The sequence below is a fragment of the Mycobacterium persicum genome, from assembly GCF_002086675.1.
GTDB classification, from domain to species: Bacteria; Actinomycetota; Actinomycetes; order Mycobacteriales; family Mycobacteriaceae; genus Mycobacterium; species Mycobacterium persicum.
Genome location: NZ_MVIF01000047.1, coordinates 1 through 24,340 on the forward strand (window position 1 = coordinate 1; position 24,340 = coordinate 24,340).

24 protein-coding genes and 1 pseudogene are annotated in these 24,340 nt (G+C 66.2%); 8 read left to right on the plus strand and 17 right to left on the minus strand.

Annotated features, from left to right (window positions below):
* Positions 1–219: 219 nt before the first annotated feature.
* The gene (gene fadD1, locus BST40_RS15380) at positions 220–1,812 is read right to left on the minus strand and encodes a fatty-acid--CoA ligase FadD1 (protein WP_075547494.1); all 1,593 of its coding nucleotides are present in this window, start codon (positions 1,810–1,812) and stop codon (positions 220–222) included.
* Between the two features lie 1,227 nt (positions 1,813–3,039).
* On the opposite strand from fadD1, the gene BST40_RS15385 reads away from it, so the two are divergent.
* Together BST40_RS15385 and BST40_RS15390 are read left to right on the plus strand one after the other, a co-directional pair.
* On the plus strand, positions 3,040–4,275 hold the full coding sequence (locus tag BST40_RS15385) for an FAD-dependent oxidoreductase (RefSeq protein ID WP_082275449.1): 1,236 nt from the start codon (positions 3,040–3,042) through the stop codon (positions 4,273–4,275).
* A 148-nt stretch (positions 4,276–4,423) separates the two neighbouring features.
* Positions 4,424–4,666 carry a hypothetical protein gene (locus BST40_RS15390; RefSeq protein WP_083154646.1) on the plus strand — a complete coding sequence of 81 codons (243 nt, stop codon included), beginning with the start codon at positions 4,424–4,426 and terminating at the stop codon, positions 4,664–4,666.
* A gap of 2 nt (positions 4,667–4,668) precedes the next feature.
* On the opposite strand, the gene BST40_RS15395 is transcribed toward BST40_RS15390, so the two are convergent.
* Together BST40_RS15395 and BST40_RS15400 are read right to left on the minus strand one after the other, a co-directional pair.
* Complete coding sequence (locus BST40_RS15395) at positions 4,669–5,853, minus strand: glycosyltransferase (protein WP_075547498.1); 1,185 nt, start codon at positions 5,851–5,853, stop codon at positions 4,669–4,671.
* Between the two features lie 112 nt (positions 5,854–5,965).
* Positions 5,966–6,832, minus strand: coding sequence for a DUF4344 domain-containing metallopeptidase (locus BST40_RS15400; RefSeq protein WP_083154650.1), 867 nt, complete (start codon positions 6,830–6,832; stop codon positions 5,966–5,968).
* Between the two features lie 261 nt (positions 6,833–7,093).
* Between BST40_RS15400 and BST40_RS15405 the strand changes: the two genes are divergently transcribed.
* A complete protein-coding gene (locus BST40_RS15405; protein ID WP_083154652.1) occupies positions 7,094–8,200 on the plus strand; it encodes a sulfite oxidase in 1,107 nt (368 codons plus the stop codon).
* 45 nt (positions 8,201–8,245) lie between these two features.
* On the opposite strand, the gene BST40_RS30125 is transcribed toward BST40_RS15405, so the two are convergent.
* The 7 genes from BST40_RS30125 to BST40_RS15435 all read right to left on the minus strand — a co-directional run bounded on the left by BST40_RS30125 (position 8,246) and on the right by BST40_RS15435 (position 12,801).
* Complete coding sequence (locus BST40_RS30125) at positions 8,246–8,407, minus strand: hypothetical protein (RefSeq protein ID WP_158006348.1); 162 nt, start codon at positions 8,405–8,407, stop codon at positions 8,246–8,248.
* Between the two features lie 17 nt (positions 8,408–8,424).
* Positions 8,425–9,501, minus strand: coding sequence for a hypothetical protein (locus BST40_RS15410; protein WP_075547501.1), 1,077 nt, complete (start codon positions 9,499–9,501; stop codon positions 8,425–8,427).
* Positions 9,502–9,557: 56 nt separating this feature from the next.
* The gene (locus BST40_RS15415) at positions 9,558–9,941 is read right to left on the minus strand and encodes a DUF5073 family protein (protein WP_083154654.1); all 384 of its coding nucleotides are present in this window, start codon (positions 9,939–9,941) and stop codon (positions 9,558–9,560) included.
* Positions 9,941–10,729, minus strand: coding sequence for a heavy metal-binding domain-containing protein (locus BST40_RS15420; protein WP_075547503.1), 789 nt, complete (start codon positions 10,727–10,729; stop codon positions 9,941–9,943). The genes BST40_RS15415 and BST40_RS15420 overlap by 1 nt, the downstream gene beginning before the upstream one ends.
* Before the next feature lie 162 nt (positions 10,730–10,891).
* Positions 10,892–11,086, minus strand: a complete 195-nt coding sequence (locus BST40_RS15425) for a ferredoxin (RefSeq protein ID WP_075547504.1) — start codon at positions 11,084–11,086, stop codon at positions 10,892–10,894.
* Positions 11,083–12,273 (minus strand): cytochrome P450, encoded by a 1,191-nt coding sequence (locus BST40_RS15430; protein WP_083154656.1) that lies wholly within the window; start codon positions 12,271–12,273, stop codon positions 11,083–11,085. The genes BST40_RS15425 and BST40_RS15430 overlap by 4 nt, the downstream gene beginning before the upstream one ends.
* A gap of 105 nt (positions 12,274–12,378) precedes the next feature.
* Positions 12,379–12,801 (minus strand): hypothetical protein, encoded by a 423-nt coding sequence (locus BST40_RS15435; protein ID WP_176357717.1) that lies wholly within the window; start codon positions 12,799–12,801, stop codon positions 12,379–12,381.
* Between the two features lie 245 nt (positions 12,802–13,046).
* Between BST40_RS15435 and BST40_RS30130 the strand changes: the two genes are divergently transcribed.
* From BST40_RS30130 to BST40_RS15455, 5 genes are all read left to right on the plus strand, one after another.
* Positions 13,047–13,217, plus strand: coding sequence for a hypothetical protein (locus BST40_RS30130; RefSeq protein WP_158006349.1), 171 nt, complete (start codon positions 13,047–13,049; stop codon positions 13,215–13,217).
* 47 nt (positions 13,218–13,264) lie between these two features.
* Positions 13,265–13,894, plus strand: coding sequence for a TetR/AcrR family transcriptional regulator (locus BST40_RS15440; RefSeq protein WP_183154999.1), 630 nt, complete (start codon positions 13,265–13,267; stop codon positions 13,892–13,894).
* Positions 13,895–14,016: 122 nt separating this feature from the next.
* Positions 14,017–14,562, plus strand: a complete 546-nt coding sequence (locus BST40_RS15445) for a class I SAM-dependent methyltransferase (RefSeq protein ID WP_083154658.1) — start codon at positions 14,017–14,019, stop codon at positions 14,560–14,562.
* Between the two features lie 254 nt (positions 14,563–14,816).
* Positions 14,817–15,980, plus strand: a complete 1,164-nt coding sequence (locus BST40_RS15450; RefSeq protein ID WP_075547542.1) for an acyl-CoA dehydrogenase family protein — start codon at positions 14,817–14,819, stop codon at positions 15,978–15,980.
* Between the two features lie 31 nt (positions 15,981–16,011).
* On the plus strand, positions 16,012–16,854 hold the full coding sequence (locus BST40_RS15455) for an enoyl-CoA hydratase-related protein (RefSeq protein WP_083154659.1): 843 nt from the start codon (positions 16,012–16,014) through the stop codon (positions 16,852–16,854).
* A 38-nt stretch (positions 16,855–16,892) separates the two neighbouring features.
* Here BST40_RS15455 and BST40_RS15460 read toward each other — a convergent pair whose 3' ends face one another.
* From BST40_RS15460 to BST40_RS15490, 7 genes and pseudogenes are all read right to left on the minus strand, one after another.
* Entirely contained in the window at positions 16,893–18,563 is a 1,671-nt protein-coding gene (locus BST40_RS15460; protein ID WP_083154661.1) for an FAD-binding protein, read from the minus strand.
* Positions 18,560–19,912, minus strand: a complete 1,353-nt coding sequence (locus BST40_RS15465; RefSeq protein ID WP_371687229.1) for an aromatic ring-hydroxylating oxygenase subunit alpha — start codon at positions 19,910–19,912, stop codon at positions 18,560–18,562. Before BST40_RS15465 ends, BST40_RS15460 begins: the two co-directional genes overlap by 4 nt.
* A 28-nt stretch (positions 19,913–19,940) precedes the next feature.
* A pseudogene (locus tag BST40_RS15470) lies at positions 19,941–21,210 on the minus strand (AMP-binding protein).
* A 28-nt stretch (positions 21,211–21,238) separates the two neighbouring features.
* A complete protein-coding gene (locus BST40_RS15475) occupies positions 21,239–22,111 on the minus strand; it encodes an enoyl-CoA hydratase-related protein (RefSeq protein WP_075547511.1) in 873 nt (290 codons plus the stop codon).
* Between the two features lie 13 nt (positions 22,112–22,124).
* Complete coding sequence (locus BST40_RS15480) at positions 22,125–22,361, minus strand: lipoyl domain-containing protein (protein WP_083154663.1); 237 nt, start codon at positions 22,359–22,361, stop codon at positions 22,125–22,127.
* Positions 22,354–23,352: an alpha-ketoacid dehydrogenase subunit beta gene (locus BST40_RS15485; RefSeq protein ID WP_083154665.1), complete on the minus strand. Its 999-nt coding sequence runs from the start codon at positions 23,350–23,352 to the stop codon at positions 22,354–22,356. Before BST40_RS15485 ends, BST40_RS15480 begins: the two co-directional genes overlap by 8 nt.
* Positions 23,349–24,302, minus strand: a complete 954-nt coding sequence (locus BST40_RS15490) for a thiamine pyrophosphate-dependent dehydrogenase E1 component subunit alpha (RefSeq protein WP_082275450.1) — start codon at positions 24,300–24,302, stop codon at positions 23,349–23,351. The genes BST40_RS15485 and BST40_RS15490 overlap by 4 nt, the downstream gene beginning before the upstream one ends.
* Between the last annotated feature and the right edge of the window lie 38 nt (positions 24,303–24,340).

The following is a 24,340-nucleotide window of genomic DNA, read 5'->3' on the forward strand; positions in this document are numbered from 1 at the left end:
AACCGCCACGCCCGCTCATCGAGATGCGGGCGGATCAACGACAAACGGGCGGCGACCCGATCGGAGTCCACAGCAAGTAGCGTCATACCACAAGTGTGAACAAACCAAACAGAAAAACCTAAGCAATTACTGCGCGAGCCCTGACGGCAGCTTCATTCCCCTGCCGATTGCGTGCCCGTAGCCTCGATCCGCGGATGGGATGGTGCGGCGTGTGACTGTCTAGGCGTCGCCGTGAGACGCGATCCGGTATGCGGTGCCGCGTGGCTCGCGCACCCACAATGTCTCGCCCGCGCCGACGGTTGTTCCGTCGCGGATCAGCTGGCGCTTGAGCACCTTGTGCGTGGCGGTGCTGGGCAGGTCGGCGGCGATGCGGACGTACCGTGGGCGGGCCTTGGGGGACAGGTCGGGCTGTGCGTCGAGGAATGCTTCGAACGAGTCGGTCTCGAAGGCGCGGCCCCGCTGCAGCACGACCGCGGCCATCACCTGGTCACCGACCTGCTCGTCCGGCACCGCATAGACCGCTACGCGGTTGATAGCGTTGTGGCGCAACAGGATTCGTTCGATCGGCGCGGCCGCCAGATTTTCGCCGTCCACCCTCATCCAGTCGCCGGTGCGGCCGGCCAGATAGATCCAGCCTTGAGCGTCGCGGTAGCCGAGGTCACCGGACCAATACATGCCGTGGCGCATCCGTTCGGCGTTGGCGTCGGGGTCGTTGTAATAGCCGCTGAAGAAACCCGATCCGGTGGTGTTGACCAATTCGCCCACGGCCTCATCGGCGTTGAGCAGCGCACCGTGCTCGTCGAAGTGCGCGACGGGGCACTCGGTGACGGTCTGGCTGTTGTACACCGCGACTCCGGGGGCACCTTTGCCGATCGAGCCGGGCGGAGTTCCGGGTTCGCGAATTACGATGACCGCGTTTTCGGTCGAGCCGAAGCCGTCTTCGACCTGCACCGCGAAGCGGCGCGCGAACTCCTCGATGTCCTTCTCGTTGGCCTCGTTGCCGAACGCCACCCGCAGCGGATTGTCGGCGTCGTCCTCACGCTGCGGCGTGGCCAGGATGTACGCCAGCGGCTTGCCGACATAGTTCATGTACGTGGCGTGGTAGCGGCGGACGTCGGCCAGAAAGTTAGTGGCCGAGAACTTTGCCGGCGCAATGGCCGCGCCGGACACCACCGCGGGCGCCCATCCGGCGACCACCGCATTGGAGTGAAACAGCGGCATGGACACGTAGCAGGTGTCCTGCTCGGTGAGCGCGAAGCGCTCGGTGAGGCTGCGCCCGGCGAATATCGGCATCGGCTGCGACACCTGCACCGCCTTGGGGCTTCCGCTGGTGCCGGAGGTGAAGATCATCATGAACGGGTCCGTCATGTCGACCTTGCGATGCGGGACCAACGGATCGGCGGCGGCGACCAATTCGGCCCACTGCGGTGTCGCGGTGTCGAGAATCCGGGTGCCGGCCAGGTCCAAACCGTGCAGCAGGTCGCGGTGTTCGGCATCGGTCACCACGATCTGACAGTCCGCCTTTCTGATGTCGGCGGCCAGCGCCTCGCCCCGGCGGGTGGTGTTCAGACCGCACAGCACGTAGCCACCCAGTCCGGCCGCCGCCATCTGGGCCAGCATCTCGGGTGTGTTGCCCAGCAGAGCACCGATGTGCATCGGCCGGTCCGGGTCGGCGGCGGCGATCAAAACCGCTGCGCGCGCCGCTGACTCCGCGAGATACTGTTGCCAAGTCCATTGCAGATCATGGTATTTCACCGCGACCGAGGAATCGGATGCGCGCTGTTGCAGGAGCGTCTGGATGGTGTCGGTCATGGCCTGTGGTCCATCTGCTCCTCGGATTGCCCTGGCGCATCACGAGTTGGTTGGCGGTCTAGCCTTGCAACGTTGTTCGATGGCGGTGCTTCGTATCGCCTCAAGCTCCGGGTCGATCGGCGCGCCCAGCGCGCTGAACATCTTACCCACCGGTCACCAGATGCCGATATGTCGTGGCAGGGGTACTGCGCGAGGTCACGCGTAAGGTTTCCGGCAGCCGCAGACTTTCCAACAGACGCCGACAGAATAGGCGCGCTTATTCACAAGCCGAGTCAATTTCCGTCCAGTGAGTGCAGCTCCGATCGGCGTGTCAGAAAACGCATTGGCGCGCGGCCGATCCGCAAATACGGAACCCCTTCTTCGGGCCGCGCGAAAATTGGAAACTTAGTACCAGCCAGGTGGTAGACCGCCCGGGAAGCATTCACCGCCCGTTCCGCACGGCGGCCATGCAGGCGGTGCGGGAGGCGGCGATGGATAAGGTTCTCCTGGTGGTGGCGGCGGCGGCGCGGGGCACGGCTCGAACCTGGTGCCGCCCAATCCGAACGGCGGCCATGGGTTGGGGAAGGTAGGCGTCGGTTCCCCCGGCGCCGGCGGCGGTTCCCATGGCGGCCAACATCTCGGAGAGCATTGACCACCCATTCCGCACGGAGGCCACGAGTGCGGTTGCGGTGGCGGTGGCGAATCCGATGGGGACGGAGGCGCCGGTGTCTCGGAATCTGCTGGTGGGTTCGGGGGCGGCGAGGTTGGGTCCGCTTGTGCCGAACCCGACCCAATACCCAGCGCGGCCAAGCCGAGCGCACCGGCGAGCAGGAATCTGGCCAATGTGTGCTTGGTGCTCATCTCGCTGTCCTTTTTGCGATGATGCCATCGCAAGTGCAATATCGGTGAATTCTCCCGATGGGCAGGCCATTACGAGCTGGCTCCGTCTGCGCGCTTTCTGTTAGCCAGATTCCTGGTTCGCCGGTAAGGCGCTCAGGGCGCAGAATATCGTCATTGAATATCTACCAAAGGGATGACGTGAAGCCACCATACAACAGTATGGTCAGCGCGTCAATAATTGTTCTGATAAATTGCAATTATGACACCATAGACAATATCGATAAATTCTCATTGCCGCGTTGATCGGCCACCGTCAGTTCGGGGTTGGTCAGCGCGGCCGGCGTTGACCGTACGGCGGGCCCCTGCGGCATACTTCGCGCAGACGGTGCGCGCCCTATGCTTGCGCTGATGTCTGAGACAACCACATGCGCGATTATCGGCGGCGGCCCTGCCGGCATGGTCCTCGGGCTGCTGCTGGCCCGGGCGGGTGTCGAGGTCACCCTGCTGGAGAAGCACGGTGACTTCCTACGGGATTTCCGCGGTGACACCGTGCATCCGACTACCCTGCGGCTGCTCGACGAGCTGGGACTTTGGGAGCGTTTTGCGGCGCTGCCCTTCAGCGAGGTCCGCAAGGCGACCTTCGATACCGCCGGGCGGTCGGTGACCTACCTCGACTTCGAGCGGCTGCGACTACCCCGCCCCTACATTGCGATGGTGCCGCAATGGGATCTGCTGAACCTGCTCGCGGAGGCGGCCCAGGCCGAGCCGACCTTCACGTTGCGCATGAAGACCGAAGCCACTGGGCTGCTGCGCGACGGCGATCGGGTGGTCGGAGTGCGCTACCAGGGACCCGACGGCCCCGGTGAGCTGAGGGCGGAGCTGACCGTTGCGTGCGACGGGCGCTGGTCGATGGCACGTCAGGAGGCCGGGCTGAGAGCACACGACTACCCGGTCAAGTTCGATGTGTGGTGGTTCAAACTGCCGTACGAGAACAGCACGGAGTTCTCGTTGCTGCCGCGATTCGGACCGGGTAAGGCCCTGGTGGTAATTCCCCGCCAAGGGTATTTCCAGATCGCCTACCTCGGACCCAAGGGCGCCGACGCCGCGTTGCGGGAGCGCGGCATCGAGGCGTTCGGCCGCGACGTCGCCGCGCTGGTTCCCGAGGCGGCCGAGTCGGCGGCAGCGCTGACGTCCATGGACGATGTCAAGCATCTCGACGTGAAGGTGAACCGGCTGCGGCGCTGGCACACCGATGGACTGCTGTGCATCGGTGACGCCGCACACGCGATGTCGCCGCTGGGCGGTGTCGGGATCAACCTGGCCGTGCAGGATGCCGTCGCGGCGGCGACCATCTTGGCCGAACCCCTGCTGCGACACCGGATCACCGATCGCGACCTGGCCGCCGTGCGCCGTCGCCGCCTCCTTCCCACCGTGGTGACTCAAACGGTGCAACGGGTACTGCACCGGATGCTGGTCGGCCCACTGCTTGGCGGCAAGGACCCGACCCCGCCGGCGGCCTTACTCGCGGTGGTGGACAAATTGCCGTGGCTGTCGATGCTGCCCGCCTACTTTGTCGGCGTTGGGGTGCGGCCCGAGCATGCCCCCGCATTCGCCCGCCGCGGACCCGGCAACACCAGCGGTTGACCCTGGATCATGGCCGCAGACCGTGAGGTTGGCGAAGCGCCCGCATGCGGGGGTGAGGTTTGACAACGCCGTCTCTGGGATACTTGTTGGATAGACGTCACCGTAGTGGCTGACGCAGTGCCCACGGCGGCTGAAGGAGGGCGACACGATGATCGCGAAGAAGTTCGCCGGCAAAGCCGTCATCGCTGCGGCGTTGGGAGCATCCGCGCTCGGATTCGCCGGCGCTGTCGCACAGGCCGACCCGGGGCAGCCGCGGATTCCGCCAGGGCCCCATCTCAACGATCGGGGCATTGCGAACCCGTTCCCGCCGGGGCAGGTTCAGCAAGTCTGCCCCTGGCAGGCGCCGCCCGGCCATTGGATCGGGGGCCCGCACGGGTTACAGTGCACCTGATTTCATGCGGTGAAGGGGGAGCCTGCGTCCGTCAGCCGGCTCGCCTCGTCCACACAACGGGCACCATCGTCTCGTTGACCGTCGCGAGCACTGAGTGCAATCAACATGCCGGTCGCGGCTTGCTGCCAGGTGAAGGCTTCGGCGCGCCGTCTTGCGCAGGCACGGCGGTCGTCCTCGGGACGGCTGACGACGCTGCGGACCGCCGCTGCGATGGCGACCGGGCTGTTATCGGCCGATGAGCCGCTGTCTGTGGTGATGATCTCGGCCAGCGCCGACGTGCGCGATACCACGACCGGTGTCCCGCACGCCAGTGATTCCAGTGCGGCCAGTCCGAAGGTCTCGTGCGGTCCGGGCGCCAGGGTCACGTCGGCGCAGGCCAGGATGGTGGCGACGGCGCGCCGATCGGAGATGAAACCGGTGAACTCAACCGGTAGACCCGCGGCCTGACGTTGCAGTCTGGAGCGCATCGGGCCCTCGCCGACGACGACCAGGCGGGCGTCGACACCGGCGTCACACAATGCGGCGACCGCATCGATGCTGCGATCGGCACGCTTCTCGACCGACAGCCGGCCGCAGTGGACCAGCAGGATCTGTGTGGATGCGGCGAAACGTCGGCGCACCAGAGAACTGCGCCGGCGTGGGTGGAAGGTCTGCAGATCGACACCCAGTGGGACCGTGGCGATATTGGTCGCTCCGATACGGTCGAATTCCGCGCGCGCGAACGCGGTGGTGCACACCACGGTGTCGTAGTCGGCGGCGGTTCGCCGGTTCGCCACGTCTGCGAATGCCCGGGCGGCGCGCCGCGGAAGCAGCTGGCCGGCGAAGCGATCGAGGCGTTCGTGGGAGATCATCACCGTTGTCACGCCGCGGTCGCGCCCCCAGCGGCCCAGTGATCGCAGGGTGAGCCGGTCGGAGACCTCGAGGGCGTCGGGCCGTAGCGTTTCCAGCAACGTCCGCACGGGCCCGGGCAGCACCGCGCGGTAGCCTCCGGTGAAGGGAATCAGCTTGGCCGGCAGGGTGATTCGCACGACACCGGTGCCCAACCGAGTATGTGTGGCCCGGGCGCCGGGAACGATCAGATATACCTGATGGCCGCGTGCGCAGTATTCCGATCCCAACCGGTCGACGGCGGTCCGGAGCCCGCCGGAACGAGGTCCGTAGAAGTTGGCGACCTGAACGACACGCATACCGTGAGACAAACGGTCTCTCGTGTGCGGTCCATGAGGTCTGCTCGACCGATGCCTGAACGGTCCATGAACTCCATGAACCCCTGCTCGCGGCGGGCTGTTCGGATCAGGATCAGCTGGGCTTCTTGAGATGCGGCCCCAGCATCTGCTGCCATGCCTTGGACATGTTCTGGAACTCCTCCTCGCAATTGCCGGCCCGGTCCTCCGGGAGATCGCCGGAGGCGACCATGTTGGCGTTGGCCGCCGGGTCGGACCCGTAGATCCAGCACTCCCAGTTGTACATGCGGGTGATGTCCATGGAGTGCCCGTCCCAGAACGGCAGATCGTTGGCGTCGCCGGACTCCTTGGCGCTCAGCTTCCAGTCCTGGGCGGTGTTGGTCGCAATCCGGACACCGTTGGGATAGGGCTTTCCGTCGGCGCCAGGAGCCAGCAGCATGAACGCCGAGAGCTGGTCGGCCACATCCTCTTCGCGCCCGGTGAAAGCGAGCTCGTAGATGGACAGGGTGGCGTGACCGAGCTCGTGATAGAACCCCGAGGTCGTTGCGTCAACCGCGGTGACCACCGGATCGGGGTTGCCGCTGTCGGCGAACCGGTGCTCGCTTTGCTGGATGTCCTCGTAGCACAGTGTTATCTCGTTGGTGTTGGGGTCCCAGTAGTCGTTGGGCTCGCCACATTGTTTGCCCAGAACCGCCACGTCGTGCGGCAGATTCAGGGTGTCGTTGACCTGCTGAGCCAGCGCCTCCAGCAGTTTCGCGTCCGTCATGAGCTGGCGGCCTTGTTGGGCCTCCGGTGTTTCGGCGTCTTCGTAGCGGGGGTTCATCCGTCCCGAGGAGGCGGGCTCGGTGGTGGTGGCGGTATTCGAGCTCGATGGGTTTCCCGACGGCGAATTTTCGGCGGCCTGGCTGTTGGTGGACCGGCCACACCCGGCAGTCACGAGGAGCACGGCAAGTGTCGCCAATGCGGTCGTCGGTTTATTCATCGTGTTGAACCCCTTCCCTCGGTGCTGCGTTCGGCTCACGGTGCGTGACCTCATATCCGGCTTTTCGCTGAACCGCGTGAGACCTGTGTGAACGGTACGACACCGCCGGCGTCCCGATGCGGATTTGCGATGCTGATCCGAAACGCCGGGACGAGCGTTGGCAGTCAACCGAAGTGCCCATGGCGCCGCCCCGATAACCGTCTTGTGCCAGCCGAGCACCGCCGCTAGACCCGTGTCCGGTGATGGCGGACGATCTCTACTATGGCCGCCGACGCCACAGCGACATGGGGCAAGCGAGACGACATGATCGTGCATGCGGAGCTGCCCTACAACGCTGAGCCGCCGGTCGCGGCGCTGGCCGGCAGCGACATCACCCCGATCATTGCGTTCTATGCGCGCAATCACGGCCCCATTCCCGCTATTGCGCCCCCTCAGTGGCGTCTGACGGTTAGCGGCTGCGTGGACAAACCGCTGACGCTGACCTATGACCGGCTGGTCAACGATTTCCCGCGCCACAGTGTGGTGGCGACGTTGGCCTGTGCGGGTAACCGTCGCGCCGAGTTGCTCCGTGTGCGAGCGATCCCGGGTAAGGAGCCCTGGCAGCACGGTGCGATCTCGACGGCACAGTGGTGTGGCGCGCGTCTGGCCGACGTCCTCGGCGCGGCCCAGACCCACGTCGAAGACGGGCTGCATGTCGCCTTCGATGCTCCCGACGTGGCCCCGGAGGCCCGGCCCGTACAGACCTACGGCGGTTCCATCCCGTTGCGCAAGGCGATGTCGCAGGAAGTGCTGCTGGCGTGGCAGATGAACTCCGAACCGCTGCCACCTGCCCACGGCGGCCCGGTCCGGGTGGTGGTGCCGGGGTACATCGGCGCCCGCAGTGTCAAATGGGTCAGTGCGATCACCGTGCAACCCGGTCCGTCGGAGAACTACTTCCAGGCGCATGACTACCGGATCCTGCCCCCCGACGCCGATCCCGCCACAGCTGCTGCGGGAGAAGGCATTTCGCTTTCGACGCTGGCGCTCAACTGCGACATTCTGCACCCCGTCGACGGTGCCGTCGTCGCCGCCGGCGCACTGACAATCCGCGGCTACGGCATTGCCGGCGACGGTCACCGCGTCGCCCGCATCGACATATCGCTCGACCACGGGCGCACCTGGCGGCAAGCCGAGTTGCACCCGTCGCCCGGCACATGGTCCTGGCAGCCGTGGTCATCGACCGTCGACGTCGAGCCCGGCAGGCTGCACATCACCGCCCGCGCGTGGGACGACACCGGGACTCTGCAGCCGCAATCGCCGGCGTCCCTGTGGAATCCGGGCGGCTACGGCAACAACGCCTGGGCCAGCTTCGCATGCGCGGTGCGGTAACCCCGCGCCGGCGCGGCAACTCGGCACTGGCGTGCCCTCGGCGACTCAGCCGGCGCCCCTTCTTGATGGCCGCGTCTTGTCTACGCCCGACGTCGACGCCGAACTGCGGCCGACGGTGCTCGACGTGGCGTCGGCCGACTTCGAATGGCCGCCACAACCGGCCAGCGCCACCAGCCCCAGCGCGGCCGCTGCCCTGACGATTCTCATTCCAAGCCTCCTTCGGCTCAGGGCTCCGACAACAGCAACATGACCCGCCCGCCGGCCGACGGTGCGGGAAAGGCGTTTTCGTTGAATCCGTAGTACTTCCGCTGGGTCGCGGTCACGGCGTCGATCACCTTGCCGGTTGCGCTGACTTCGCCGTGGTGGACGTGGGCCATCATGCCCTTGAAATCCGGCACCGCCATCGAGTCGGCGAGCAGCAGCGCCTCACCGCCGGTCGGCAGCGTCACCAGGATTCCCGCTCCCGCGTAGTTGTTGCCGCCGCGGCCGGTCCCTTGCGGCGCCCAGTAGACGGGCTCCGACGCCACTTTGCCTGTCACGCGCCGATATTGGCCGGGATACTGCGTGTCGGCAACGGTGACGACGGGCAAGGCCGCGATGGTGCGCTGCTCCTTCAGCCACATGGCACCGAGCGGGATGCACACGATCGCATACATCAGCACCACCAGAACCAGCACGGGTTTCCAGGCGATTTCCCAGCCGAGGCGACGTTGGGAGATCGGCAGGCCCCGCAGTTGCTCGTCGAGCCGGCGGCGGCCGATGCGGAATACGTACCAGGCCAACGTGCGTGCCACCGCCATGCAGGCCAGGATGATCAGCCCGACGATCCCGCAGACCCGGAAGTAGAAGGTGCTGTCGCCCTGGTTGACGGTCGCCGCGACCATCATGGCGGGAATGGGTGCGGTCAGCAGCAGCAGCAGTGCATAAGACGGGTGGCTGGTCAGGTAGGGATAGGTCACCGTCCAGGCCCGGTTTCCGCGGTAGACGGTAAATCCTCCGACGTCGGCGTGCACCGTGGGCGTCCACGAACCCTGGGCGATGCGCGGCTTCACCAGGGAGCGTACGAACAAGAACCCGAAGACGAGCGCGACGACGAGGGCTCCCCAGAATGTGGCGTCGAGGCGCTCGCCGGTGCCGGGCACGCCGAAGGCGCCATGGATGTCGATGACCTTGCCGATGAAGAAGGCCAACGGCATGGCGAAGAACAGTTCCAGCAGCCAGACCTGGATCAGCTGCGGAATGCGGGAGCCGATTCGGTCGAAGGCCAGCACGCGTTGCCAAAGGAACCGCACGACGCCCATGACGGGGCACCCTATCCACTCCGCGATACGGCTGAGCGGGATTTGGCTGAGAGGGCTCAGTACCGATAGCCGGTACTGGTGCCCAGAATCTCCACCGCCGCGTTGATGTTCGGGATGATCGTGGGCCCGTACCGGCTGACGATTTGTCCCAGAGCACGGGCGACGTGCGGACCGACGGCGCCGGCGGCCAGGAGGTCCTCGGCGATGACGATGCCGTTCACCAGGTGTGCGGCGACCAGCCGACCGTCGTGGGCAACTTCATAGCGCCAATCACCGATCTGGATCCGCTCCGGGTTCGACCGGAACAGGCCGCGTCGTGCGGGTGTGTGAATCACTCCCGGAAGATTGGCGAAAACGTTGACCACCAAGGCGACTCCGCCGGGGCCGGCGAGCGCGGCCCCGATGGTCCGGCTCACCTGCTCGGCGTCGAAATGGGTCATCAGTTATCCATGGGCAAGACGAACGACGGCGTGATGGTTTCCCCGCTGCCGGTGCGGCGTACCGCGGTTCCGGCCGTGTAGTACTCCACCGTGTGCAGGCCCCACGCGTAGTTGGAGATGGCGAAATGCACGCCCACCACGCCGGTGGCACCGTCGCGCTCCGCCTCGCTCTGCATGCGCGACATCGCCAGTTCCCGCGCCTGGTAGTTGCCCTGAGTCCACTGCGGCATCTCCATATTGCGGCCGATCTGCTTCAGCGTCTGCATGAACCCCTGCACGGCGATGTGGAACACGCAATTGCCCATCACGAAGGCCACCGGCGCGTACCCCGATCGCAGCAGCGTCACCATGTCCTGCCCGGACAGGTGGCTGGAGAAGGCTTGCCCGTTGGGACGCCGAAATGCCCCGGGCTTGGCGGTGTAGCGCACCGCCGTGCCGACCGCCATGAACTCCAGATGCTCGCCGCCTTCACCGTGATGACGCCAGTTGAGCCGGACCCCGACGATCCCGTCCGCCTTGAGCGCATCGGCTTCGGCCTGCATGCGCGCCATCGCATTCCAGCGTGCCCGATAGGTCGCCTCGGTCAGCACGCCCAGTTCCTGTTGCTGCCGCATGCCGCTGAACTGGAAGCCGACGTGATAGACCGAGACACCCATGACCAGCTCGATCGGTTCGAACCCGGCCCCGTGCAGCAGCGCGAACTCGTTGATCGACAAGTCGGAGGTGAATGACTTTTCGGCGTGCGACAAACGATCGCTGGCCACCGGATCGAGCGAACCTGGTTGCATGTGCAGGCGTTCCCTTCTGTGGTTTGCGTCAGCGTACGACGAGTCCAGCGCCGGCGTCGGTGATATCCCGCCTCCGGCGCTTCCGCGTCGGTTACCGACGTCCTCAGGTGTCGCGGCGTCGCGCCACGAGGGCGTTGTGCGGCAAGCGATCTGGCCGGCCGCTCACCGGGACAGGGTGATCGCCTGCTCCGGGCAGTTTTCCGCTCCCGTCACGGCCTGCCGCTCCAGCTCGCCCGAGACGTCCGCGACCCGCACGACGGAGTGTCCGACTTCGTCGGCGTCGAAGACGTCCGGCGCCAGGGTGTAGCAGCGGCCATGCCCGACGCAGCGATCGGCGTCGACCCAGACGTGCGTCATCGCGCGACCGGGAACGTCAGCGGCAACGATTCCACCGACCGCAGGGCGGCGGTGTAAACCAGCTGGGTGCCGGGTTTGATGTCGTAAGCCGGGATGCGGCGGTGGAATTCGCGCAACGCCACCCGCAGCTCCATGCGCGCCAGGTGGGAACCGAGGCACCGATGCGGACCGCCACCGAACGCGCGGTGCCGGTTCGGGTTGCGGGTGAAGTCCACTCGTTCCGGATCGGGGAACTCCGCCGGGTCGGTGTTGGCCGCGCCGAGTAGCGGGCTGACGCGTTCACCCTTGCGGATCGGGCATCCCCCCACTTCGACGTCTTGCATGGCCACCCGGGCAACGCCGGGCACCGGCGTCTCCCAGCGCAATAGCTCCTCAACCGCATGCGGCAGGACGTCGGGCTGCTCGATGAGTTGTCGACGATGGTCGGGGTGTCGCGCCAGGTAGACGAAGAAGCAGTCGAGCGAGTCGGTGACCGTGTCCAGGCCCGCGATCAGGAACAGGAAGCAGATGTCGAGCAGCTCCTCGCGGGATAGCGGTTGGCCGGCCGGCCCCTCTAGTCCTTTGACGTTGGCCGCGATCATCGCTGACAGCACGTCGTCTCGCGGGTTGGCGATGTGGTCGTCGATCGCGCGGTCGAAGTAGTCGTAGATCTGTTGCGCCACGGCTGCCGACGCCTCGTGGCGGTCGTCGTAGCCGGTGGAGCCCGCGGGACGGATGACGCCGTCCTTCCACTCCAGGAATCTGTCGAGGTCGTCCAGGGGAAGGCCCAGCAGTTGCAGGAAGACGGTGCACGGCAGCGGCACCGCGAACTCGGCATGGAAGTCGCATTCACCGCGGCCGGCGAACCGGTCGATCATCTCGTTCACCAGCGCGGTGACGTGGGGTTCGCGCCGAGCCATCTCCCGCGGGGTGAACAGCGGATCGAGGATACGGCGGTACTTGGCGTGTTCGGGCGGGTCGATTTGGAGCGGGATCAGCGGCCGCAGGTTACCGAGATCGACGGCATCCATGTTGGAGGAGAACAGGTCAGTGCGTTTGAGCGCCATCTCGATGTCGGCAAGCCGGCTCAGAACCACCGCCTGCGGCGCCCGGAACACCGGCGTCGACTCCCGCAGCGCCTTGTACATCGGTTGTGGTTCGGCGATGCCGGTGACCGCCTGATCGACATACCCCTCGGTTTCTGTCATGCAGATAGCGTGGCACCGGCGCGCGGAGGGGGGCAATGCCTGCGGGGTCCTTTATATTGCAAAAATACGTAACTTACCGACGTTGAGGTATCGTCGCTGCCGCGCTCACCCGGAAGTCGGTTCGTGTCGCTGGCCGCCGCGCCGTTTGCGGGCCAGGGAGGTGACGCTGCGCAGCGCGCCGCGAAGCGCGTAACCGGCTGCCACCACCGACAACACGATCAGCACGATGAACGTCGGCAGCCAGTTGCTGCGGCTGTGGTTGACCTCCCACCAGATGACGGTGAACAGCACCGCGCACAGCAACAGCACGATGTCGCGCCAGTTGCCCTGGTAGGACATTGCGGCTTTGCGCAGTGCGCGACTTCGGTCGGCGGCGTCCACCAGGTCGCCGATGCGCTCGTTGATCGTGCGCTCCAGATCGGCGCGTTGCGGGGCGTCGGCGGGAAGCCGGTCGAGCAGGTCCATGTCCTGCTTGAGCTGGCCGCGAAAGTCGGTGCCCTTGAATTGCCCGGCCGCGACGGCCAGCATGACACCACCGAAGACGGGCGCACTGCCCAATGCGAGCTCTCGCAGACCCGACACCTGTTTCCTCCTCCGGACCCAGACCGCCACCGTCGGCCGAATGCGGATTGCCGAGCCCGAAGAGGTGCGGCAACCGTGGCACTGTTGACCGGTCGAGAGCCCTTTACGTGATCCGAGCAGGACTATAGGCGCTGAGCGGTCGGTTCACTGGTCTCGGGTGGTGGCCGATAACCCGGGCCCCGGCATCGCCGGTGGCGTCGACGACGGAGGTCGCGGATCCCGGTGCACGACCCAACTTTCCGCGGCCCGGTGGCTTGGAGCCGTCTAAAGTCCAAATCGCGCTGTCGGCAATGGGTTTGAATTACCGCGGCGCCGAAGCCCGGATCGCCACCGTGGCGGTCGAGGTGGGCGGACTTCGCTGACATGCGGTGCTAGCCGCGCGACGAGCGTTGCCACTAACATCGCATGAATGGCTGAGGCGGGCATAGCGGGGCGGCGTGCCAACAAGCGCGGCCTCGCAACGCGCGAAAGCATGCTCGAGGCTGCGATACGGTCGTTGGCCACCGGCGAACCCGGGGCCGCGTCGGCCAATCGCATCGCCAAGGACAGCGGCGCCACCTGGGGCGCGGTCAAGTACCAATTCGGCGACATCGACGGGTTGTGGGCCGCAGTTCTGCACCGCACGGCGGCGCGGCGGGGCACGTTTGGGTCGAATGCAGTCTCCAGCGGTCCGCTTCACGAACGGGTTTCGGGCATTATCAACACTTTGTACGAGGGGCTGACCTCGACCGATTCCCGTGCGATCGAGACGCTTCGTCGCGCCCTGCCCAACAACCGTGCCGAACTCGAGCGGCACTATCCCCGAACCGCTGCCGAGCTGGCGTCGTGGCAGCGGAGCTGGGCCACGACCTGCCAGAAAGCATTCGCGGATATGGATGTCGATCCCGGCCGGGTACGCGAGGTCGCCGCGTTCATCCCGGGAGCGATGCGCGGCATCACCTCCGAAAGACAGTTGGGTACCTACTCCGACCTCGATCAGGCCCGCCGCGGGTTGACCAACGCGATCGTCGCCTATCTGCAAAACTCTGGGGCACAGTGACTTTCGCGAGAGAGCCCGGAATCGTGCGCTCGGCGTGCTGCCGACGGTCAGAACCGACGGCCGGACGAGTGGGCTCGGCTGGTACACCAGGCTATCTGCATACCGGTCCGGCGTAACAGGTTGTGGCCGAGCAGGATCGCCGCAGCTGGGACGAGCGGTACAGCAGTCAGGGACCGCCGGCACTCGACGCTGTCGGTCCGCCCAGCGCCTTTGGATGTCACGCGGACGTATTCCCAACCGCGGGAAAGGCTCTCGATCTGGCCTGCGGTCCGGGGCTGGGCGCGGTCTGGTTAGCACGCCGAGGCTTGCAGGTGTGGGGAGTGGACATCTCTACGGTGGCGATTGGCCAGGCACGGGATTTGGCCGAGCGTTGCGGGCTTGCCGATCGCTGTCGATTCGACGTGGTCGACCTGGACGCAGGTTTGCCGCCCGGGCCACCCGTCGACGTGGTCGTGTGCCATAAGTTCCTCGATCCTCGCCTGGACCGGCCGATAGTCGCGCGATTGGCACCGGGCGGGTTGCTGGCCATCGCCGTGCTCAGTGAGGTCGGCGCAGCCGCGGGGCCCTTCCGCGCCGGGCGAGGCCAGCTCCGGGCGTCGTTTGCCGGACTGGATGTGATTGCCGCCGGGGAAGGCCGGGGGCAGGCCTGGCTGTTGGCGCGGGCCTAGCTGTCAGCCTCGGTGCGCCGGGACTGTGAAAACCCTTGTGTACTGCAATGATAGTCCGCGCCATCGTGGTAACTGTGGACGCCAGGTGGTGCGGTGCCGACGGTATCGGCAGCGCCGGTCGGGATGTCGTCGGCGACACCGGTGCCGCGGCGCGTTCGGGGAGCATGCCGGGCTTTTTGCCGAATCCACCGCCAACGATCGGAAACTATGCGAACCTGAACCGATATTGCGCGGAGCAACATCAGGGGGCAGTCATGTCCGAGCTTTTCCCGGCCTACCGGGCCAGCTGGGAAACCGATCAACATCGCGAGCTGCGTAAGTATGCTGCCGAGTTCCTGCTGAAGGAGTCCACTCCCAACCAAGAACGCTGGGCCCGCGACCATCAGGTCGATCGTGAGTATTGGAACAAGCTGGGCGACGCGGGGTTGCTCGGGCTGGATCTGCCCGAGCAGTTCGGCGGCGCCGGTGGCGATTTCGGTTATTCCGCGGTCTTCGCCGAAGAGCAGGCACTGGCGCACGACACCTCCTCGGGGTGGGCGGTGCACTCACCGATCGCCGCGCACTACCTCAACGCCTACGGCAACGAGGAACAGAAGCAACGCTGGTTGCCCAGGGTAATCAGCGGCGACGCCGTGCTGGCGATCGCGATGACCGAACCCGGTGCCGGCTCCGACCTGCAGGGGATCCGTACCACCGCCGTCCGCGACGGCTCACACTATGTGATCAACGGTTCGAAGACCTTCATTTCCAACGGAACTCACTGTGATCTGCTGATCATTGTCACCAAGACGGATCCGACAGCCGGTGCGGCAGGGATTTCCCTGATCGTCGCCGAAACCGACGCGAGTCTGCACGGTTTCGAGCGCGGGCGAGTCCTGGAAAAGATCGGCCAGCACGGCCAGGACACCCGGGAGTTGTTCTTCTCGGACATGCGGGTGCCGGTGGCGAATTTGCTCGGTGAAAACGAGGGGCTGGGTTTTTACCAGCTGATGGAGCAGCTGGCCCGGGAGCGACTGGTCATCGCCTCGCAGTGCGCCGGTTTGGCCGAATGCGCGGTGCTCGAGGCGATCCGCTACACCCGGCAGCGGGAGGCGTTCGGGCGGCCGTTGATCCAGTTCCAGCACAGCAGGTTTGAGTTGGCACAGCTCAAGGCCGAGACGCTGTCGATCAAGACCACCGTCGACCACTGCGTGCAGCAGTACATCGACGGCAACAACGACCCGGCCACGGCGTCGATGGCCAAGCTGATCGCCGCGGACAAGGCGGTCGACATCGTGGATCGGTGCCTGCAGTTCTTCGGCGGCTACGGCTACATGATGGAATACCCCATCGCGCGCGCGTATGCGGCGGCGCGGGTGACCAAGATCTACGGCGGCACAAGCGAAATCATGAAGGAGATCATCAGCCGGTCGCTGTAGGCGCACGCCTGCGTCGGGTACTGTCACCAGCATGCAACGGCGCGTCCTCGAAGCGACCATTTATGAGCGCGAACCACCGATCGCGCGAATCATCCTGAACCGGGTCGACAAGGCCAACACCAAGGATGCGGTCCTGGTCACCGAAGTCGATGCGTGCCTGCACGAGGCCGACCGCGATAAAGAGGTCAAGGTCGTCATCCTCAAGGCCAACGGAAAAGGGTTCTGTGGCGGGCACGTGGCACGCTGGGGTCCGGACGAAAACCCTTACCCGGATTTCGGCAACACCTTCGAGGAGCTGTACAGGGGCACCGCCGACCTGTTCCTGTGGCCCACGCTGTATCTGTGGGAATTCCCCAAGCCGACGATCTCCCAGATCCACGGCTACTGCGTGGGCGGCGGCATCTATCTTGGCCTGTTGACCGACTTCTGCGTCGCGTCCGAGGACGCGTACTTCCAGATGCCGCTTGCCCAAAGCCTCGGCGAGCCCGGCGGGCACACCATGATCGAGCCGTGGTTGCTGATGAATTGGCACCGCACCATGGACTGGCTGCTGCTGGCGCCGACGTTGTCGGCGCAGCAAGCCCTCGACTGGGGTCTGCTCAACCGGGTGGTGCCCCGCCAAGACCTGGAAGCCACGGTCGAGGAGATGGCACGCAAGATCGCGCGGATCCCGCTCACCACGCTGATGGCGGTGAAGAACAACGTCAAGCGAGCCTGGGAACTGATGGGTATGCGGGTGCACCTGCAGGTCAGCCATATTCTGACCAACATGGTCGGCGCCGCCTCCGATGTTCAGGCCCGCCGCGCCGAGCTGATGCGGTCAGGGCTGACGCCGCGCGATTTCGTCGATGATTCCGGCCTGCCGCCAACGTGACGCTGCAGTCACATTCGCAGCCGAGCGTGACTGCAGCGTCACACTGGGGGCAAGTGCCGGGCGGCGACGTAGCCGAACACCATCGAGTTGGCGATGCTCGCGCCGGCTCCCGGATACGTTCGTCCCATCACCGTCGCGGTGGTATTGCCGGTGGCGTAGAGGCCCTCGATCACCCGGCCATCCTCGTCGATCACCTGCGCGTGCTCGTTGGTGACCACGCCTCCACAGGTGCCGACATCGGCCGGGAACACTCTGGTTGCGTAATAGGGACCCCGGCGCAGCGGGCCGAGGGCGGCGTTGGGCCGGTAGCCCGGGTCGCCCAGGCAGGTGTTGTAGGCCGACTGACCGCGCCCGAAGTCGGGATCAAGGCCCTGGGCGGCAAAGTGGTTGAACCGCTGGATCGTTCGCGTCAGCGCGTCGACGGGCACACCGATCTGGTGGGCGAGGTCGCCGACGGTGTCGCCGCGCTTGACGGTGCCGCTTGTGATGAACTCGGGCGGCAGGCGCCGGTTGAGCGGGTTGGTACCCGTGACGTATCGGCGGACGTAGCCGTGGTCGAAGATCATCCAGCACGGCACCGCCTTGGCGGCGTACATCGCCTTGCCGACTTCGACGTAGGAGTTCGACTCGTTGCAGAACCGGCGGCCGGCCGTGTCGACGTAGATGGCTCCCGGTCGTTGTCGCCCCGAGCCCAGTGACGCCGCGGCGGCGCCGCCGTTGGGGATGAATACCGAAGGCAGCCACCATGCTTCGTCGAGCAGGTCGGTTTTCGCGCCCAGCCGCATGGCGGCGCGCAGCACTTCGCCGGTGTCGCCGGCATTGGCGATCGACCATGCCCCGTCGTTGGGCTGATCGCCGCCGTATTCCCGTCGCATCTCGGCATTGTGGCCAAAGCCGCCGGCGGCCAACAGAACTCCCTTGCGCGCTTCGACGCTCACCGGACTGCCGTCGCGGATGACGCGTGTCCCAACCACCCGGCCGTCGTCGACAATGAGATCGTCCATGGCGGTGTCAGTCCACAACGGCGGCCGGCCGTCGCTGACGTCGATGAGCACCTTGAGCATTTGGCCGATCAATGATGCCCCGTTGGTGAGGATTTGGCGGCCGCGGATCCGGGCGGTGCGGGTGCGCAGGAATACTCGGGCCGCTACCGCGAAGGCGCGTGGCGATCGGTTGAAGTATTGCACCGAGCGCAATTCGTTGGTCAGCACCACGTACCCGTAGTTCTTGGCCAGCGGCGGCTGCAGCCGGTCGCTCCAGGACCCCAGCGCGGCGGCGTCGAAAGGAACTCCCTCGACGGCGCGGCCGGCGGCGTTGCCGCCCCGGTGATTCGGGTAGTAGTCGCTCCAGCCGGCACAGCGGATCAGCCGAACCCCTTTGCGGATAAGGAAATCGATCATCTCGTAGCCCGCGGTGAGGAACATTTCCCGGCGGGCAGCCGAAGATGCCGCGCCAACGTCGCCGACCGCGTCGGCCAGGTAGCCAAACCCGTCTTCGTACGTGTCGGCGATGCCGTCGGCCCGCATCAACGGGTTGTTCGGCAGCCAGACGATGCCGCCGGAGAGACCGGTCGAACCGCCGACCAGGGATTGCTTTTCGACGATGAGCGGCTCGAGCCCACGGTCGAGTGCGGCCAGCCCCGCTACCATGCCGCCCCCGCCGCTGCCCACGACGAGTAGGTCGACCGAGCGGTCCCACCGAGCGCTCACTGTGGCGCCGAAACGTCTGAAGTGAATCCCAGGTCGGCGATCGGCACGTCGATGGTGGTGTTGGTCTGCTGGATCGCGGGCACCAGCGTGTCGTAGGGCAGCCCGGCCAGGAACCCGTCGATGACCCGCTCGAAATTCGAGATCAGTCCCTCGATCTGCTTCGATAATCGCATGTATTCAAATCCCTTGGAGCGCAGACCTTTTTGCTGCCGCGGCAGATTGGAGAAGTCCTGCGCGGGAATCGGCGGCCAGCTCGGGTCGTCGGGCGCCTTGGGTTCCGGCGGGGCGGGCTTGGTGACCTGATCCGGTGGAATCCGGGTGAGCGACCAGATCTCGAACAACGTCTCCTCCGGCCCCAGGGGACGGATCCGGTACGAGGAAGCGCTGCTGTATTGCGGCAACAGGAAGTAATGCGGGAAGCCGAACCCGATCGCGTCGACGATGCCGCGGCGCGCCAACGCGTTGAGGTCGGGAACATCGCATCCCCGCGCGCGATGCCAGGCGACGACGGCGTCGTTGAGCGTGGCGCGCCAGGCGGTCGTCGCCTCGGCCGGATCGTCCGGCAACTCGATGTGCTGCAGGCCTTCGGCGATGCGAATGTCGTTGGCGTGGGTCATGCCGCCCATGCCGGCGCCGAGCGTCCGCATGAAATACAGGCTGCTCTGGATGACCGGGTGGGTGCCCGGCGCGGTCGCGCCCGGCGCCGACGGCAACAGCTGCGGGTGGGTCTGCGGCACGTGATAGCCCTCCATGAACGCCGCCGTGGCAAGCTTCCAGTTCACCGGCAATCGGCACGACTGCCACCACTCGGTGCGCAGCGATTCGACCTTCCAGGCGTCGTAGATCGAGGCGAACGGCTCCAGGCAGGCGCGCAACGCGGGCGCGGCGTCGTCGAGGTTGATCCACGCGCACCCGCCCCACAGTTCGCACCGTACCGACACGAGCGCAAGATCCTGCGGGCACAGGTTGTGCTCGTCGAACACCTCCGGCCGCGCGACATAGGTGTTGCGCCCGTCGATACCCCAGCACCAGCCGTGGAAGGGGCAGACGAAAGTGCGACGAGATCCATTGCCCTCCACCAGCTTCACCCCGCGATGCCGGCACGCGTTGTGGTAGGCGCGTACGTTGTCACCGGCTACCCGCACCACGATGATCGACTCGTCGAGGATCTGGTACTCCACGTAGTCACCCGGCTTGGGGATCTCCTCGAGCCGGCAGGCCATCTGCCAGACGCGCGGCCACAGCATCGCCGTCTCCAGCGCGTAGAACTCCGCGTCGTAGTAACGCTGCTTGGGAATCCGGTCGGCGGCGCGGACTGCCCACGGCACTGGCAGCGGTGTCCAGTTCACCTCATTGCTCACCATCTGGTTCCCTCGCTCACACGATTCGCGACGCGCGGCCTTGCCAATAGCGTTCGCGGATACGCCTCTTGTAGAGCTTTCCGTTGGGGTCCCGCGGCAGCTCCGCGGTGAAGTCGACTGTGCGCGGGCACTTGTAGGAGGCCAGATGGGCGCGGCAGTGGTCGATGAGTTCCGCCTCCAGGTCGGGTCCGGCGATAACGCCGTCCACCGGTTGCACCACGGCCTCGACCTCCTCACCGAATTCGTCGTTGGGTACACCGAATACCGCCGCGTCGACCAGCTTGGGGTGCATGACCAACAGGTTCTCCGCCTCCTGCGGATAGATGTTGACCCCGCCGGAGACAATCATGAACGTCGAGCGGTCGGTCGGGTAGAGGTATCCGTCCTCGTCCACGTAGCCCATGTCGCCCAAGGTGCGCCACCCGCGGTCGTTGCACACCGACGCGGTCTTGACAGGATCTTTGAAGTACTCGAACGGCGGGGCCCTCGAAGTAGAGCTCGCCGCACTGCCCGACGGGCAGCTCACTTCCGTCGTCGCCGACGACATGCACCGGGCTCACCGGTTTGCCGACCGAGCCCGGTTGAGCCAGCCACTCCCGCGGGCCGATCGTGGTGCCGGCGAATCCCTCAGTCCCCCCGTAGTATTCGTGAATGACGGGACCGAACCAGTCCATCATCCGGTACTTGACGTCCACCGGGCACGGGGCGGCCGCGTGCAGCACACACCGCAGGCTGGAGATGTCATAGGCGCGCCGCACCTCTTCGGGCAACTTGAGCATCCGCACGAACATCGTCGGCACGACCTGGGCGTGGGTAACCCGGTGCGTCTCGATGAGCCGCAGTACGGTCTGGGCGTCGAATTTGCCCATGATGACCACGGTGGCCCCGACGCGGTGAACCGCCATGGCGTAGTTCACCCCGGCGGCATGGTAGAGCGGCGCGGGGGACAGGTACACGCTGGCCGGGCTCATCCCGTAGCGCTGAGTCAGCGCCAGCTCCAGAACGGCCTGAGCCCAGGAGCCGTTGGCGGAGGGCAGCGGGACGGTTAGGTGAGTGTTCACCGGCGTATAGTAGAGCCCGGAAAGCTGGCAGCCCCAAGGGATTTCGAGAAACTCCGGGCGGTTGGCCAGCAGCAGAGCCACCCCGTCGCCGCGCCTGAGCCCCGCCTCGTGCAGCAGCGCGGCGACCCGTCGGCTCCGGGCATGCAACTGCGCATACGAGAGGGCCGGCCCGTCACCCACCATGAGTGCCGGGGCGGCGCTGTCGGCGTGGTCGGTCAGGTTCATCAGCGTAATATTCTGCGCCCCAACTGCATCAGGTCGCCGACGCACCGTCGGGAGACTCGGCCGCCGCCGCCTGGCGGCGCGCCATCTCGGCGGGCTTGATCTTGCCCTTCAGCACCTGTTGCACCAGGGCCTGCACGTCGGCACTGATCGACGCCAACGCCACCAGGTCGTTGGAGCTTTGCCAGTGCACCCGCATGCCCATCAACTCCCAGGCGCGTTTGATGTTGGCCTTGGTCGCCAACAGCGTGGTCAGCGGAGCCTGCGCGATGTGCCGGGCGATCGCGTCCACCCGCGCGTCGAGTTGATCGCGCGGCACCACCTCGTTGACTAGACCCACCGCCAGGGCCTTCTGCGCGTCGATGACTTCGTTCAGATACAGGTAATACGACGCCCGCCGCCAATTCATGAACACCCACGGCTCGATGGAGCATTCGCCGGACGGCATGCCGAACCCCTGCAGCGGCGGGTACTGAAAGTAGGCGTCCTCGGCGGCGATGACGATATCGGTGGTCAGCCCGTAGTGCGTGCCCCCGCCCACACAGTAGCCGTGGACCTGGGCAATCGTCGGTTTGGCGAACTCCCACAGGTTGAGTACCGGCTTGACGAACAGGTCGGATTGCGGCTTCCACGGCGTGCCCATGACCTTGGCGCCCTCGACGAAAGCCGGATAGTCGACCGCGTTGTTGCCGATCGCGTGTCCCGAGCAGAAGCCCTTGCCGTTGGCCTTGAGGATCAGCACCTTGATGTCGTAGTCGCGGTCCGCGTCGGCCAGTGCGGCGTCGACTTCCTCGGCGAGTTTCTGGTCCTGGGCATTGGCCTTCTCCGGCCAATTCAGCGTGACCCGAGCTATCGCGCCGGTCTTCTCGTAGATGATGCGTTCGCGAGTTTCCTTGAGGTCCATGCCTTCTCCTGAGTTATGCGGTGATGACGCCGATCGGCACGCCGATGTCGTAGGTCCCACCGGCTGTTGCGGTCCACTGCACGACGCCGGACGCGCCGGCCTCGATCTCCTGTTCGGCCTTCTCGGTTGCGATGACGTAGATCGGGGTGCCCTGCTCGACATGCCGGCCGCTGTCGACGAGAAATTCGACGAGCTCGGCTTCGGATACCGCGACCGAGACCCGCGGGATGCGAATGACGAAGTCAGCCATGCACTCTCGCCCTGTCCAGGGTTCGCTGTGCGGCTGCGACGATGCGGGCCGGCGAGGGGTACACTTGCGCCTCCAGCGCGGCGGCGGCCGGGCTGGGGACGAACCGGGCGCCGACCCGCTCAACGGGTGCGACGAGTTCGCCGAACAATTCCGATTGCAGGATCGCGGCGATCTCCGCCCCGGGTCCACCGAATTGCACCGCGTCGTGCACCACGACGGCTCTTGTTGTGCGACGGGCGGATTCGACGACGGTCTCGACATCGAGAGGCACCAGGGTGCGCAGGTCGACGACCTCGGCGCTGATGCCCTGTTCCTGCAGGGTGGCCGCGGCCGCGAGCGCGTCGTACACGCTGCGCCCGTAGCCGATCAGGCTGACGTCGGTGCCCGGCCGCTTGATATCGGCCTGGCCCAACGGGATCGAGAAACCGGGGTCGACGGGGACGGGTCCGCGTTTGCTTTGCAGGCGGATGGTTTCGACGAACAGACACGGGTCTTCGTCGAAGATGGCGGTGGTCAGTAGGCCCTTGCCGTCGCCCGGGGTGGACGGCACGATCACTTTCATCCCGGGGATGTGCATGAACCACGCCTCCAACGTCTGCGAATGCGTGGCGCCAGTGCCCAATCCGGCGTACACCTGGGTGCGCACGGTGATCGGCGCCGTGGTGCGTCCGCCCGTCATGAAGCGCAGCTTGGCGGCATGGTTGATCAACTGGTCGGCGGCGATGCCGATGAAATCCATGATCATGATCTCGGCCACCGGCAGCATTCCGTCCATCGCCGCGCCGATCGCGGCGCCCAAGATCGCGGCTTCCGAGATCGGGGTGTCCACCACCCGGTCGTGGCCGTACTTGGTCGACAGGCCCGCGGTGGGCCCGGACGCGCCGGGATCGGCGATGTCCTCTCCGAGCAGCAACACCCTGTCGTCGGCCTGTAGCGCCTGATCGAGTGCGAGGTTGAGCGCCTCGCGCATCGTCAGCTCTTGTTCGGTCATCCGCCACGTCCCCACACCGGGAACCCGAGCGGCGTTGCGTAAACGTCACGGTCGAGTTCGTCGACGGACGGTGACTCGCCGGTCATCACCGTGTTCAGCGCCGTCTCCACGGTTTGCAGGGCGTCGTCGTCGATGCGGCTAAGCTCGTCCGCGCCGCAGATTCCGGCTTCGAGGAGGTGGTTGCGGAACCGCGGCACCGGGTCGGCCGCCATCGCCGCCGCCAGCTGATCTGGTGGTATGTAGGGCATCCGGTCACCGAAGTAGTGGCCGCGGAAGCGGAACGTCACGCACTCGATGAACGTGGGACCGCCACCGCCGCGGGCGGCGTCCACCGCTTGGTCGAGAGCCGACGCGACCGCCAGCGGGTCGTTGCCATCGACCGCGACACCGGGCATGCCATAACCGGCGGCCCGATCCGCGACATGCTCGAGCTTCATGGTGGCGGACGTGGGTGTCATCTCCGCGTACTGGTTGTTCTGGCACACGAACACCACGGGCAGGTCCCAGAGCGCGGCCATGTTGGCGGCCTCGTGGAAGGAGCCGGTGTTGGTGGCGCCGTCGCCGAAGCTGACCACCGTGACCCGATCCAGGCCCTTGCGTTTGCCGGCCAGTGCCAGCCCGACGGCCACCGGCGGGCCGGCGCCGACGATGCCGGTCGAAAGCATCACGCCCACCGCGGGATTGGCGATGTGCATGGTGCCGCCCTTGCCGCGGCTGGCGCCGACGGTGCGTCCCATCATCTCCCCGAAGATCTCCCGCAGCGGAACCCCCTTGCCGATCAGATCGTGCAGCCCGCGGTAGGTGGTCACCAGCTGATCGTCGGTCCGTAGCACCACACCCATCGCCGCGCCGATGGCTTCCTGGCCGCGCGACGGCCAGTACACACAGATGAACTCCCCGGTGCTGATGCCCTTGGCCAGCCGGTCGTCGGCCGTTTTCATCAGCGTCATCAGCTCATAGAGGCGGCGGCGGAAGTCGCCGAAACGGT